Source organism: Mucilaginibacter terrigena, assembly GCF_004168255.1.
In the GTDB taxonomy this organism is placed as follows: domain Bacteria; phylum Bacteroidota; class Bacteroidia; order Sphingobacteriales; family Sphingobacteriaceae; genus Mucilaginibacter; species Mucilaginibacter terrigena.
Map to the genome: position 1 here is coordinate 154,010 of NZ_SEWG01000003.1, position 13,799 is coordinate 167,808.

12 protein-coding genes are annotated in these 13,799 nt (G+C 43.8%); 9 read left to right on the forward strand and 3 right to left on the reverse strand.

What is annotated here, in order from left to right; translation table 11 throughout:
- Nucleotides 1-174: 174 nt before the first annotated feature.
- From EWM62_RS07830 to EWM62_RS07845, 4 genes are all read left to right on the forward strand, one after another.
- A complete protein-coding gene (locus EWM62_RS07830) occupies nucleotides 175-1,500 on the forward strand; it encodes a Gfo/Idh/MocA family protein (RefSeq protein WP_129876115.1) in 1,326 nt (441 codons plus the stop codon).
- 22 nt (nucleotides 1,501-1,522) lie between these two features.
- Nucleotides 1,523-2,899, forward strand: coding sequence for a 3-keto-disaccharide hydrolase (locus tag EWM62_RS07835; protein ID WP_129876116.1), 1,377 nt, complete (start codon nucleotides 1,523-1,525; stop codon nucleotides 2,897-2,899).
- Nucleotides 2,900-3,794: 895 nt separating this feature from the next.
- Nucleotides 3,795-6,197 carry an ABC transporter permease gene (locus tag EWM62_RS07840; RefSeq protein WP_129876117.1) on the forward strand — a complete coding sequence of 801 codons (2,403 nt, stop codon included), beginning with the start codon at nucleotides 3,795-3,797 and terminating at the stop codon, nucleotides 6,195-6,197.
- An 11-nt stretch (nucleotides 6,198-6,208) separates the two neighbouring features.
- Nucleotides 6,209-6,841 carry a LamG domain-containing protein gene (locus EWM62_RS07845; protein WP_129876118.1) on the forward strand — a complete coding sequence of 211 codons (633 nt, stop codon included), beginning with the start codon at nucleotides 6,209-6,211 and terminating at the stop codon, nucleotides 6,839-6,841.
- A gap of 119 nt (nucleotides 6,842-6,960) precedes the next feature.
- Here EWM62_RS07845 and EWM62_RS07850 read toward each other — a convergent pair whose 3' ends face one another.
- The gene (locus tag EWM62_RS07850) at nucleotides 6,961-7,371 is read right to left on the reverse strand and encodes a BrxA/BrxB family bacilliredoxin (RefSeq protein WP_129876119.1); all 411 of its coding nucleotides are present in this window, start codon (nucleotides 7,369-7,371) and stop codon (nucleotides 6,961-6,963) included.
- Between the two features lie 201 nt (nucleotides 7,372-7,572).
- Here EWM62_RS07850 and EWM62_RS07855 point away from each other — a divergent pair, with 201 nt between their 5' ends.
- The 4 genes from EWM62_RS07855 (at nucleotide 7,573) to ahcY (ending at nucleotide 10,509) form a co-directional block, all read left to right on the forward strand.
- Nucleotides 7,573-8,424, forward strand: coding sequence for a peptidoglycan DD-metalloendopeptidase family protein (locus EWM62_RS07855; protein WP_129876120.1), 852 nt, complete (start codon nucleotides 7,573-7,575; stop codon nucleotides 8,422-8,424).
- Between the two features lie 75 nt (nucleotides 8,425-8,499).
- Entirely contained in the window at nucleotides 8,500-8,676 is a 177-nt protein-coding gene (locus EWM62_RS19290; RefSeq protein WP_162499806.1) for a hypothetical protein, read from the forward strand.
- Between the two features lie 7 nt (nucleotides 8,677-8,683).
- Nucleotides 8,684-9,064 (forward strand): hypothetical protein, encoded by a 381-nt coding sequence (locus EWM62_RS07860; RefSeq protein ID WP_129876121.1) that lies wholly within the window; start codon nucleotides 8,684-8,686, stop codon nucleotides 9,062-9,064.
- 128 nt (nucleotides 9,065-9,192) lie between these two features.
- Nucleotides 9,193-10,509 (forward strand): adenosylhomocysteinase, encoded by a 1,317-nt coding sequence (gene ahcY / locus EWM62_RS07865; protein WP_129876122.1) that lies wholly within the window; start codon nucleotides 9,193-9,195, stop codon nucleotides 10,507-10,509.
- A gap of 166 nt (nucleotides 10,510-10,675) precedes the next feature.
- Here the strand turns inward: ahcY and EWM62_RS07870 are convergent, their stop codons facing one another.
- Both EWM62_RS07870 and EWM62_RS07875 read right to left on the reverse strand, forming a co-directional pair.
- The gene (locus EWM62_RS07870; protein WP_129876123.1) at nucleotides 10,676-11,347 is read right to left on the reverse strand and encodes a hypothetical protein; all 672 of its coding nucleotides are present in this window, start codon (nucleotides 11,345-11,347) and stop codon (nucleotides 10,676-10,678) included.
- Between the two features lie 10 nt (nucleotides 11,348-11,357).
- Entirely contained in the window at nucleotides 11,358-11,759 is a 402-nt protein-coding gene (locus tag EWM62_RS07875; RefSeq protein WP_129876124.1) for a DUF5655 domain-containing protein, read from the reverse strand.
- A gap of 196 nt (nucleotides 11,760-11,955) precedes the next feature.
- Here EWM62_RS07875 and EWM62_RS19470 point away from each other — a divergent pair, with 196 nt between their 5' ends.
- Nucleotides 11,956-13,560, forward strand: coding sequence for an aminopeptidase P family protein (locus tag EWM62_RS19470; RefSeq protein ID WP_203235007.1), 1,605 nt, complete (start codon nucleotides 11,956-11,958; stop codon nucleotides 13,558-13,560).
- The last annotated feature ends 239 nt before the right edge of the window (nucleotides 13,561-13,799 follow it).

Below are 13,799 nucleotides of genomic sequence, written 5' to 3' on the forward strand. Positions count from 1 at the left end.
TAATAAGGCAATTCACCCTTTTAGGGGGATTATTAATAACACAAAATAATATGTAGTGTTTTGGCTATAATAAGCCATGTAATAAAATCGCTACCCAAAAGTGATTTTATATATTAAATACTAAATTAGCCATTACCAATTGTGCGCTAATACATCACCAAATACCTATTTGTTATGCAACGCAGAAAATTTATTCAGAGTGCAACCCTTACCGGCACCAGTTTTTTAATAGGGTCAAACCTTGCTTTAGGCGGCATTTACAAAGGTTCGCCGGCTAAAAAAGTAGTGGTTGGCATCATGGGCGTTAACAGCCGGGGCGCTTTCCTGGCGCAGAAATTAGCAACCCTGCCCGATGTTGAAATAGGCTACATATGCGATGTAGACAGCATTGCTATGGCGAAATGTATTGCCGAAATTGAAAAGATAACCGGTAAAAAACCCACAGGCATTGCTGATATACGCAGGCTGCTGGAGAAAAAAGACCTTGATGCCCTGGTAATAGCCGCGCCCGATCACTGGCACGCGCCCGCCACCATACTGGCTTGCCAGGCAGGTAAACACGTATATGTAGAAAAACCCTGCAGCCACAACCCGCACGAGGGCGAAATGGCCATAGCCGCCGCTGCTAAATATAACCGGCTGGTACAAATGGGCAGCCAGCGCCGCTCGTTTGATAACGTGCAAAAAATGGTGGCCGAGCTGCATGCAGGTATTATTGGCCGGGCCTACTTTGCAAGGGGCTGGTATGTAAACAACCGTAAATCGATAGGGGTAGGTAAAGTAGTGCCTGTACCGGCAAATTTGAACTACGACCTGTGGCAGGGGTATGCCCCACGCAGGCCATATAAAGATAACCTGATCCATTACAACTGGCACTGGCATTGGAACTGGGGAACCGGCGAAGCCTTAAACAACGGCACGCACGAAATAGACGTAATGCGCTGGGGCCTGGGTGTCGATTTCCCTAACCGGGTAACTTCATCGGGTGGGCGTTTTGCTTTTAAAGATGACTGGGAAACGCCCGATACACAAACCATATTAGTAAATTTCCCCAACAATACCGCGATATCCTGGGAGGGGCGCAGCTGCAACGGCTATAACTCTGAAGGTGTTGGCCGTGGTGTTGTTTTTTATGGAGACCACGGCACCATTAATTATGGCGGCGGCAACGGCTACCAGGTTTATGATTACGATAATAAACTGGTGAAAGAAGTAAAGGACGAAACCCCGGTGGATGCTTCCAATAAAGTGAGCCCTACCGAAAAGCTTGATCTTGTACACCTGCAAAACTTTGTAAAAGCTATACAAGGCACCGAAAAGCTAAATCAAACTATTATTAACGGACATAAATCAACCGTGATACCGCAGCTGGGAAACATTGCACAGCGTGTAGGCAGGGTACTGAACCTGGATAGCAGCAACGGCCACATCCTGCACGATGCCGAAGCCGCCAAACTTTGGGGTCGCGAATACGAACCCGGATGGAATTTGAAAGTTTAACACATCAGCCTGAATAAATATTATGAAGAACATGAAAATTTACTTGCTGGCTATGGCAATAGCCGCCGGCATGCAAACCACATCGGCACAAAGCAAAACCGGCTATATAAACCTGTTTAACGGTAAAAACCTTAACGGCTGGAAGATCCTTGCCGGCAAAGCCGAATATAAAGTAGAGAATGGAGGCATCACCGGCACGGCTGTATTAAATAGCGGCAATACCTTTTTAGTGACTGAGAAGGAATATGGCGATTTTATTTTAGAGCTTGACGCTAAAACGGAAAGCACTATCACCAATTCGGGCATCCAGTTGCGCAGCCATTACAACCCTGCCGGGCACGACGGCAAAGGCCAGGTTTACGGCCGCCAATGCGAAATTGACCCCAGCGACCGTAAATGGAGCGGCGGAATATACGACGAGGGCCGCCGCGACTGGCTGTACCCCATGGAGCTGAACGCCAAGGCCCAAAACGCCTGGAAGAACGGGCAGTTTAACCACATAAAAATTGAATGTATTGGCAATACCACCAAAACATGGATAAACGGCGTAGCCACAGCTATGGTTGTTGATACGGTGGATGCCAAAGGCTTTATCGGCCTGCAGGTACACGCCATCAGCGAGGCGGGGCAAGCTGGTAAAAAGATCTTCTTCAAAAACATCCTCATCAAAACCACCAATTTGCAGCCCCAGCCTTTTGCAAAGGATGTTTACGTGGTAAACCTGAAGCCAAACGTTTTATCGGCCTACGAAAAACAGGATGGCTGGAAGCTTTTATTTGATGGCAAAACCAATACGGGCTGGCATAGCGCCACTGCCGCTACCTTCCCTGCAAAAGGCTGGAAGGTTGACAGTGGGATGCTATCGGTAATTGGCGCGAATGGCGGCGAGGCTACTAATGGCGGCGATATTATTACCAACGGGCAGTACAAAGCTTTTGATATGTCGTTCGAGTTCAGGATGTCTACAGGGGCTAACAGCGGGGTTAAATACTTTGTTACGCTTGATGAAAAAACGCAAGGCTCGGCCATAGGGCTGGAGTACCAGGTGCTGGACGATGCCGTACACCCGGATGCCAAACTTGGCCGCGACGGTAACCGCACGCTGGCATCGTTATACGACCTTATTCCTGCTAAAAAGCAAACCCGCTTTGTACACCCCATCGGTGCATGGAACATTGGGCGCATTGTAGTTTTACCAAACAACCACGTGGTGCATTATCTGAACGGCATAAAAGTGCTGGAATATGACCGTGGCTCTAAGGAATACCGCGACCTGGTAGACATTAGCAAATACAAGGTTTGGAAAGATTTTGGCGAAGCCACCCAGGGGCACATCCTGCTGCAGGACCACGGCTTTGATGTAAATTACAGGAATGTGAAGATAAAAGAGTTGAAATAGTGATTAGAGTTAAGTGATCAGTGATTAGGTATGTCAGTCTGAGCCTGTCGAAGACTTCTACGCAGGAACGGTTCGCTAATGGTTCGACAGGCTCACCATGACAGAGAAGGATGTTAGTCTGAGCCTGTCGAAGACTTGTACATCTTGCATCCCGGTTAATGGTTCGACAGGTTTACTAAATCAACGAAGGCTGTTACGTGTACACTTCCGCATTAACTATAAAATTATGAGGAACTATTACTATTTATTTTGGAGCGATTCTATACAGCGTTTTATTAAGCATAATCCTAAAGAAAGAGGTAGGGTAACAAAACCTTTAACGCTAATTTCTTGGACATTTACATTAGCTGTGCTTAGCACGACGCTTTGGTTGAAATATTTCCATGTTTATCAAAGTAAAATTGGAATATTTGGAATTTTTACGGCAGTCGAAGAAAACATCTCTATCATTTTAGATATGGTCCTGGTATTCGTATTAATTTATATCATAAATTATGTTTTGATATTTTGGCGGAAAAGATATCTTTTGCTCATTGAAAATTATCCCTTAGGGCGGTTTAACTACACCTTAATTATCCTAATGGTTATGTTGGCATATTATTTATTCACTATTTTTTTATACGGCTATTTAACTGGTCAGATGTAGAACCTCACCTGGCACAAAGCTTTAAAAGAACCTTTCCAATCGTCATGCTTAGAATGACAAAAATATAATTAAAAATAGCTATTTACCCGCTTATAACCGAACAGTGCATTGTCCGTTTACGAACGGTTGCAGGATTTCTAATCTTTATAAATATCTGATAGTGAGTAATTTATAAATTTGGCACGTATCTTATAATAATGTACTATAGCAAGCTTGCTTGCTAAGAGTGTATCACTAAACTATACGGCAATGTTCAGAAATTATCTTAAAATATCGTGGCGCAACCTTACCAAAAATAAAGCGCACACATTTATCAATGTTACCGGGCTATCGGTTGGTATGGCGGTAGCTATGCTTATTGGCCTGTGGATATGGGATGAGTTATCTTATGATAAATATTTTCAGAATAAGGACAAGATCGTACAAGTGTGGCAGCACCAAACCTTTAATGGTAAAATAGGGAGCCAAACATCGATACCCATACCCTTAGGGACATTGTTGCGTACAGACTATACCGGCAAGGGCAAGGATTTTAAATATATGGTACTTTCCAGTTGGACATTTGAACATATACTTGCCGTTGGCGATAAAAAGATAACGCAAACAGGTAACTTCATGCAGCCCGAGGCGCCCGATATGCTTTCGCTTAAAATGCTGAAAGGTACACGTGGCGGGCTGAAAGATCCGTCGTCTATCCTGCTTTCGGCAAAGGTGGCCAAAACCTTGTTTGGCGATGCCGACCCCATTAATAAAACTATTAAAATTGATAACAAGCAACTGGTAAAGGTTACCGGCGTTTACGAAGACCTTCCGCATAATACCACCCTTAACGATCTTAACCTCATCATCCCATGGGATTTTTATATGACAACCCAGGACTGGTTGCAGCGGGCGGCTACCCGCTGGGGAAACAACTCGTTTCAGTTGTTTGCACAATTGAATGACGGGGCAGATATAGCAAAAGTAGACGAACGCATAAAACCCCTTAAACTAAAAAATATTGCGGCCCAGGGCGATTCGGTAGGTGCCCAGTCTAAGCCGGCTATTTTCTTACACCCCATGACCAAATGGCACCTGTATTCGGAATTTAAAGATGGCATTAACACCGGCGGCGATATACAGTTTGTATGGTTGTTTGCCATTATTGGCATTTTTGTGTTATTGCTGGCTTGTATTAATTTCATGAACCTGAGCACCGCCCGGTCAGAGAAGCGCGCCAAAGAGGTTGGTATCCGTAAAACAGTGGGTTCGCTGCGCAGCCAGCTCATAGGCCAGTTTTTCAGCGAATCGTTAATGATAACCGCCTTTGCCTTTATTTTATCGCTGGTATTGGTGTTGCTGATATTGCCGTGGTTTAACCAGGTTGCAGGTAAAACTGTAGATATACTTTGGGCTAACCCAGTGTTTTGGCTAATGGGGCTTGGGTTTGCCTTATTTACCGGCATTGTTGCCGGCAGTTACCCTGCATTTTATTTGTCCTCATTTCAACCGGTTAAAGTATTAAAGGGAACGTTTAAGGCAGGCAGGTTTGCTGCATTACCGCGCAAAATTTTGGTGATACTGCAGTTTTTTGTATCGGCTACTTTAATTATTTGTACCATTATCGTATTCAGGCAGGTACAGTTCACCAAAAACAGGCCAGTTGGGTACGACCGCACCGGCCTTGTACAGGTCAACATGAAATCAGACGATATACATAATAACTTCGCTGCGGTGCGTAACGATCTGCTGCAAAGCGGCACCATAACCGAAATTGCCGAATCTAACAGCCCGCTTACAGGGGTGTATTCAAATAACAGCGGCTTAAACTGGCGTGGCAAATCGCCGGATCTGCAAGACGATTTCGCCACAATGCGGCTAACCCCCGAATTTGGTAAGGTAGCCAACTGGCAATTAATTGAGGGCCGTGATTTTTCGCGCGAATATGTGAGCGACTCAACCGCTATGATACTGAACGAATCTGCCGCCAAATTCATGAATTTTAAGCATGCCGTAGGCGAAACTATTGAATGGGGCAGCAAATATAAAGTGATAGGTGTGGTAAAAGATATGGTGATGTCGTCGCCATATGAACCGGTAAAGCCAACCATAATGATATTGGCCAACGGTCCCGAAGGCACTGTTGATATACGGCTTAACCCTAAAAAAAGCACCCATGAAGCCCTTGCAAAAATTGAGGCGGTGTTTAAACAGTACGACCCCGGCAGCCCCTTTGAGTATAAATTTACCGATGATGAATATGCCAAAAAATTCTCGAACGAGGAGCGTGTAGGTAAACTGGCCGGTTTCTTTACCATGCTGGCCATATTTATTAGTTGCATGGGCTTGTTTGGTATGGCATCCTTTATGGCCGAGCAGCGCATTAAAGAGATTGGCGTACGTAAAGTACTTGGGGCATCGGTATTTAACCTGTGGCGCTTAATGTCTACAGATTTTATAATCCTGGTAAGCATATCCTTGTTGGTAGCCATACCTATGGCCTATTACCTGATGCATGGCTGGCTGCAGGATTACAAGTACCGCGCCGAACTTTCCTGGTGGATATTTGTATTAACCGCGGTTGGCGCAATTGCTATAACCATATTAACGGTTAGCTATCAAAGTATAAAGGCAGCGCTGGCTAACCCGGTAAAAAGTTTAAAAACAGAGTAAGCACAACGGTTATGAAAATTTATAAAGCATTATTTCCCCTGGCAGCTTGCCTGCTCGCTATCAACTGCTTTGGACAGCAGGCGCCTTTGCAGGCACACGGCCTAACTGTTATTAACCGTCAGCTAACTTTGGGCAGCGATGGAAGCACACACCTTAATGGGTTGAAAAATGCCGGCCTTGCATGGCTTAATAACAAGCAATTTAAGTTTGGCACAATTGATTTTGATGTAAAAGGGAATGACGAAATGCAGGGTAGTTTTGTAGGTATAGCGTTCCACGGGTTAAATGATACTACTTACCAATGCGTGTATTTTAGGCCCTTCAATTTTTTATCTGCCGACGCTGTTAGGAAAAGCCATGGGGTACAATACATAGCCATGCCTAATTACGATTGGCCGGTGCTAAGGGATAAATTCCCCAATAAGTACGAACAGGCGGTTACGCCCGCACCCGATCCTAACGGATGGTTTCATGTTAGTATTACGGTTACATCAACAAAAATACGTGTGTTTATAAATGGCGCTCAAAATGCTGTATTGGAGGTTGAACCACTGGTTAAAACCGGCGGCACAAAAATTGGCTACTGGGTGGGCAACGGCTCGCCCGGCGACTGGAAAAACTTAAAAATAACCGACGCGAAGTAATAAGACAGGAGAATCAAGAGCCAGGAAAAAAATAAAACACTTTGTAATATAAAAGCCCGATATTAAATGTACCGGGCTTTCTTTATCTTGATTCTTGACTCTAAAAGTCTTGAATCTTATTAACAATATTGCTCAAACGCGCCAATAAGGTTGTCAGCTATCATTTGTGCAGGGCGGCCTTCTATCTGGTGGCGCTCGATGATATGAACCAATTTACCATCTTTAAACAAAGCCATCGACGGTGAAGACGGAGGGTAAGGCAGCATCAGGTTACGGGCCGCGTTAACCGCTTCGGTTTCCATACCTGCAAAAACGGTTACCAACCTGTCGGGGTGTTTTTCGTTTGCTGCTGCAAAGCGTGCTGCCGGGCGGGCATTGGCTGCCGCGCATCCGCATACCGAATTTACCATAACAAATACAGTTCCTTCACTTTTAATAGCCTGCTCAACAGATTGGGCGTCCTTTAATTCTTCAAAACCAACTTTGGTCAATTCTTCCCGCATTGGGGCAACTAAATATTCTGGGTACATAATTTTACTTCGCTTGTATTCAGCACAAAAATACTCAATTCAAAATAAAAACAACCCCTTATCAGAATAATCCGTAATAATTGACGTTTCCGTTATAATAGCGGGAGCATGCATTTTTAAAAATTATTTTTATCTTGCATGTCTTAGTATTGTTAACCCTAATTAACACTATTTGATGAACTTAAAATTAAACATTTAGGTATGGGAATTATTACTCAAAAAAGTAGTGCCCAGCCACGTGTGGTACAGGTAAAGGCCAAACACTTTAATTCGTTAAAAGTTACTGTTGCCGCTATATTGATAGTAGTAATGGTGCTTATGACAGCCATTGTTCGCCTTAGTACGCAAGGTGTACAACAACGGCAGGAAAACAGCCGGCTGCAATCTCAGATAGCTGCCTTACAAGGACAAATTGAGAAAGAATCGCAGGATGCGTTGCTTTTAAATGCCGAAAAAGAAGGCAACCGCAGCCAGGCCGTATCTTATATACAGGACATACAAGCCAAGCTAAAAACCATTAATAATTTCATGAGTAAGCGCGGTTTGCACAGCATATCTTTTAAAAAGCTGAATGTTGGCGACAAACCCAAAAGCGATACTAAACTGTATGCCGACTTTAGCAATTACCTTGATAAATTGGTAAACAATATAGCCTATATGCCAATGGGCTATCCAAAGTTAAGCTCGTTCACATCTTTCTTTGGTTCGCGTGGTAATCCGTTTGATTTTGGCGGGCGCGAGTTTCACCCTGGTATAGATTTTAAAGGCCACCGCGGCGACCCGGTTAAATGTACAGCCAGCGGCAGGGTAATATTTGCAGGCAGGGCAGGCGGTTATGGTAACTGTATTAAAATACGCCATACCAATAACCTCGAAACCTGGTACGGTCATTTATCAAAAATAAATGTTAAAGAAGGACAGCGCGTTACCGTTGGCGATATGATAGGCAAAGTAGGCTCAACAGGCCGTTCGACAGGCCCGCATTTGCACTACGAGATCCGCAGGAACGGGCACCCGGTTAATCCAAAACAATATTTGAGCCTTAACTTATAGCTTACGCTACCTTGAACCTTATCCGGTTTGTTTAATAAATGCTTATATTAGTTTAACAATTTAATTTTTATCGCAATGAAAGACAACCTGAAAAAAGATAAGGCGCCGAAAAAGGGGCAGATCATCGTAGTATCTAAAGCAGCCATGGCGAAGGATAAAAAGGACCTGACACTTAAAGAACTATGCGAGGCCGAAAATGCCGGCAGGTGCGGGGCTTGCGACGCTCAGGGACGTTTTACCGCATGCGCATAACCGCATAATGAAAATAATTATACTTTGCTTTTGGGTTATTTTAACACGTATTGGCTATTACTTTTTAATACAGGGTAGCCACGATGGGTTGTACTATATAAAGATGAGTAACCTGAAAGATATTTGCCAGTACTTAGCCGTAGCCGGATTTTTGCTGATAGGCTACAACAAGCAATCGCCGCGCAAAATAAGGCATGTAATTATCTTCGCGCTTGTTTACTGCCTGTCCTTTGCCTGTATCATGCTCTACCCGTTTTTAGGGGGCGACATTAGCAGCAGCAGCGAACCCATCCTGTTTGCATTTAATGCGTTTTGGGCATATGCATTGGCCGCGATGTTACTTTATGTGATATTTAGCTCCGACCAGTTTTCGATTAAGAAAGCCTGACAAGCAAAGGGTTAACCCGCCTATCGGTTAAAAGTTACTTTGTGTAATTGCCCGGTAATCATAATACATCCAATTTCATTAAAATATTTATATTCACTATTTTTGCAGCTCAAAAAAAATTGAATTATATGTCATCAGTAGAAACTGCATACGTGAAAAATAAAGTGAAGGACCCTTCACTGGCCGCCTGGGGCCGCAAGGAGATTGAATTGGCCGAGGCAGAAATGCCGGGTTTAATGGCGCTGCGTAAAGAATATGGCCCTGCTAAAGTATTAAAAGGCGCACGTATTGCAGGCTGTTTACACATGACCATCCAAACCGCTGTTTTAATTGAAACTTTGATAGAACTGGGTGCCGAAGTTACCTGGTCGTCATGTAATATATTTTCTACACAAGATCATGCCGCTGCCGCTATTGCTGCCGCGGGTACTTCTGTTTACGCCTGGAAAGGTATGAACGAGCAGGAGTTTGACTGGTGTATCGAGCAAACCCTTTTCTTTGGTGAAGACCGCAAACCATTGAACATGATATTGGATGATGGCGGCGACTTAACCAATATGGTTTTAGATCGTTTCCCTGAACTGATAGGCGACATTAAAGGTTTATCTGAAGAAACTACAACTGGTGTACACCGTTTATACGAGCGTATGAAAGCCGGTACATTACCAATGCCTGCTATCAACGTAAACGATTCGGTTACCAAATCGAAATTTGATAACAAATACGGCTGCCGCGAATCGTTGGTTGACGCCATCCGCCGTGCTACCGATGTAATGATGGCCGGTAAAGTGGCTGTTGTTTGCGGTTATGGCGATGTGGGTAAAGGTTCTGCCGATTCGCTTCGTAACTCTGGCGTACGCGTTATCGTTACCGAGATCGACCCTATCTGCGCTTTACAGGCAGCTATGGAAGGTTTTGAAGTAAAAAAACTTGGTACCGCTATTAAAGAAGCTGATATCGTGGTTACCGCAACCGGTAACAAAAATATCGTTCGCGAGCAGCATTTCCGCGCGTTGAAAGACAAAGCCATCGTTTGTAACATTGGCCACTTTGATAACGAGATCGACATGGCCTGGTTAAACGGCGCTTATGGCAGTTCAAAAATCGAAATTAAACCACAGGTTGATAAATACACTATAGACGGTAAAGATGTGATCGTATTAGCCGAAGGCCGTTTGGTAAACCTTGGCTGCGCAACAGGCCACCCAAGCTTTGTAATGAGTAACTCGTTCACTAACCAAACGCTTGCTCAAATTGAGCTTTGGACAAACGGCGGCGCTTACGAAAACAAAGTTTACACCCTGCCAAAACACCTTGACGAAAAAGTTGCCCGTTTACACCTGGAAAAAATTGGTGTGGAACTGGAAGTTTTAGACCAGGACCAGGCCGAGTACATTGGTGTTACAGTTGAAGGTCCGTTTAAACCGGAGTACTACCGTTACTAAGCAAAAAATGGCGCTTTATGTTCACGTTCACGTTTGCACAACCAGCCTCTTATTTGTAAGTTTCTTATAATCAATGGTTTTGTGAGTGAACTACTGACACAGTTGCGCCACCAATACATATTAAAAAAGGGATATAGCTTTAAGCTGTATCCCTTTTTTGGTTAAATCAATATACAGTAACTGTAGATTGCTCGCTTTGTCTGATGTCGTTTAAATTGGCCCAGTTAATGGTAAGTAAATTATAGCGTTTTACGTTATTTTTCTTTGATATTAAAAAAAGGAATGTCCAATAGAATTTTTGAGCTTCAAAATCGTAGTTAAAAGCAATTTCGTAATTGGAGCGATTAAAGTTTAATTTTTTTGCACGGTTTAAAACTGCGTTTCTCACCGTATCTAATGGAGGGAATTTTGATTTGTTAGTATACCCTTTTTTTGGCCAATTCAATTTAAGGAGTTTGCCAAATTCATTTAACCTTAGTTCGATAGGATAGCTTCTAATACCTATTGACGGGTCTCTTAAAACAAAAATTAACTCATACTTCGGAATGAAGAGGCCTGGATTGTCATTGGCTTTAAACTTATGGTAAGCCTCCAGATCCACTATCTGCCCGTTTTCAAACCTTGTTTTTGAAGAAAAATCACCCAAAAAGGAAACTAAAGCAACTTCAGCACTATCTTTAATGTTTTTTGGAACTTGCGATAGTGAAGTTATTACTTTACTGTATCCATTAAAGGAAGTTTGCCTTGGCGTTTTATCGACGGTCAGCTGGCTTTGGCATAATGCTACAAAACTAAAAGCGAACAGAAACAATAAAACAAGGCTTAATCTTTTCATCATTTAAATATAATCACAACAACTCATACGATCCCCTTATCCAGCTAAACAGCTGCGGCTTTAGCTCGCCGGTATGGCTTAGCCTGATATTGTTTTGAAACCTGCCGGCAGTGGCAATGCTTTTAATAACAGGTGGTTCATCTATTTTGGCGGCCGAATAAAATTTCAGGTCAAGCACCTTTTGCATGGGGCGGATAACAAAAAAGGTTTGCCTGTGCACAAAGGTGATACAGTTGGGCGTTACGCCAACCAGCACTTCGGGCCATTCAGCAACTTCGGCAAGCAGTTTATCAAACAGCAGTATAAGTTCATCGGGCTTGCCTTTAAACAGATCGTTTAAATTTACCCTGGCGCAGTAATGCCTTTGGCTTTCGCTGGTTAATTCACGGTCGCATTTGGGGCAGGTGTATGGCATCAGGATGTTTTCTCAGCGATTGGATAGCGTAAAGTTAACAATAACTAATATAGTTATTATCAGTTTTAACGCGCACGTAACCAGCAGGGTTATGTTTTAACAAACAGGGATACCGGTTAATGCAAAGGTGATAATGGCACATTATTTATTTAATATAATTTGTAACTTATCGCGGTTTTTTACACCTAATTATATAATGAAACTATTAACTAAAACATTCATCGCGGCCGTGGCCGTGTGCCTGGGTACGGTAACAGCCTTTTCGCAGGAAAGCCCAAATATTCCTAAAGATTACCTGAGCAAGGAATTTCATGCCGGCCGCCGCCAGGCCTTGCGTAATTTAATGCCCGCCAATTCGGTAGCGATAGTATTTGCCTATCCCGAGCAGGTATTTTCTAACGATGTAAATTATGTTTTTCACCAAAACCCCGATCTGTATTATTTTTCGGGATATATGGAGCCCGATGCCGCGCTGCTGATATTTAAAGATATGCAGGGCACCGGCGATACCAGCTACAACGAAGTGCTTTTTGTGCGCAAGCGCGATGCACAGCGCGAGCAATGGACAGGCAGGCGTATGGGTGTTGACGGTGCAAAGGCACAGTTGGGTTTTAAAAGGGTTTACAACGGCAGCGAGTTTGCCAAATTCCCTGTCGATTTTAAAAAATTCAGCGCTGTTGTATATGACGACCTTAACGACGATGCCACCGGCGACCTAAAAGAATTAATAAACACTTTTAAAGCCAAAGCAGCTGTGCCCAATATTGATAAAGGGCTTAAGGCCGATTATGATGTTATTGCAAAGTATGCTACCGCGAAGAACCTGACGCAGATAATGAATTATCTTAAACCTCGCCTTGCCGATGACGCGCATAAAAACAGCGCTATTATACAAGAGCTGGTAGCCAGGCCTGATTCGGTTACTTTGTTAGGTGTAAAAGCTAAAATTAAAGAAACTATGGGCAGCGCCGGTTTGTTTGACGAATACACCGTAAAATTGCGCGGGGTTAAGCAGCCTGAAGAACTGGCTTTGCTAAGTAAATCGGTACAGTTATCCAGCATTGCCCATGCCGAGGTAATGCGCGCTGTAAAACCAAACATGAGCGAACGCGAGTTGGAAGGCATATTGATGTACGTTCATAAAAAGTATGGCGCCGAAGGCGAGGGCTACCCACCAATTGTAGGTGTGGGCGCCAATGCCTGCATTTTGCACTACGAAGAAAATAACGAAACCGTTTTGAATAACCAATTGGTATTGCTTGATGTGGGGTCGGAGTATCATGGCTACTCGGCCGATGTTACCCGTACCGTACCGCCAACAGGTAAATTTACCGAAGAGCAGAAAGCCATTTACCAGATAGTTTACGAAGCGCAGGAAGAAGTATTTAAGCTTTGTAAAGCAGGTGTGCCGTATGCATCGCTCGAAGCTAAAACCGGCGAGGTATTAGCCGCGGGGTTGATAAAGTTAGGCATCATCAAAGAAGCTAAGGAACTGCGCACTTATTACCCGCACGGTGTATCGCACCATATGGGGCTTGATGTACACGATAAAGGCTCGTACCAGGGTAACCTGGAAGAGAATATGGTGATAACCGTTGAACCGGGCATTTATATCCCCGCAGGCAGCAAGTGCGATAAAAAATGGTGGAACATTGGTGTGCGTATAGAAGACGACATTGTAATAGGAAAAGATAAAGGCACCAACCTATCCATTGATGCCCCACGAAAATGGCAGGATGTTGAGAAAATGGCCGCAGAAAAAAGTATATTTGACGGTGCGAAATTCCCGCCGCTTAAATAGGATTTACTACTATATCAGGAAGCCCCGACTCGTCGGGGTTTTCTTGTTTTATAAAAGTACGCAGTCGCTCGGCTCCAGCCGGCCGCCAACTTACACGCTGCGGCGGGACGCCGCAGCGTGTAAGTTGGCGGCAGGCGGCCTCATAATAATTGTCGCCCGGCTCCAGCCGGGCGACTGCAGGAAATAAACACAATCATAAATATGTTTTATTGTTACTGATGTAATAGTGATATTTGCCT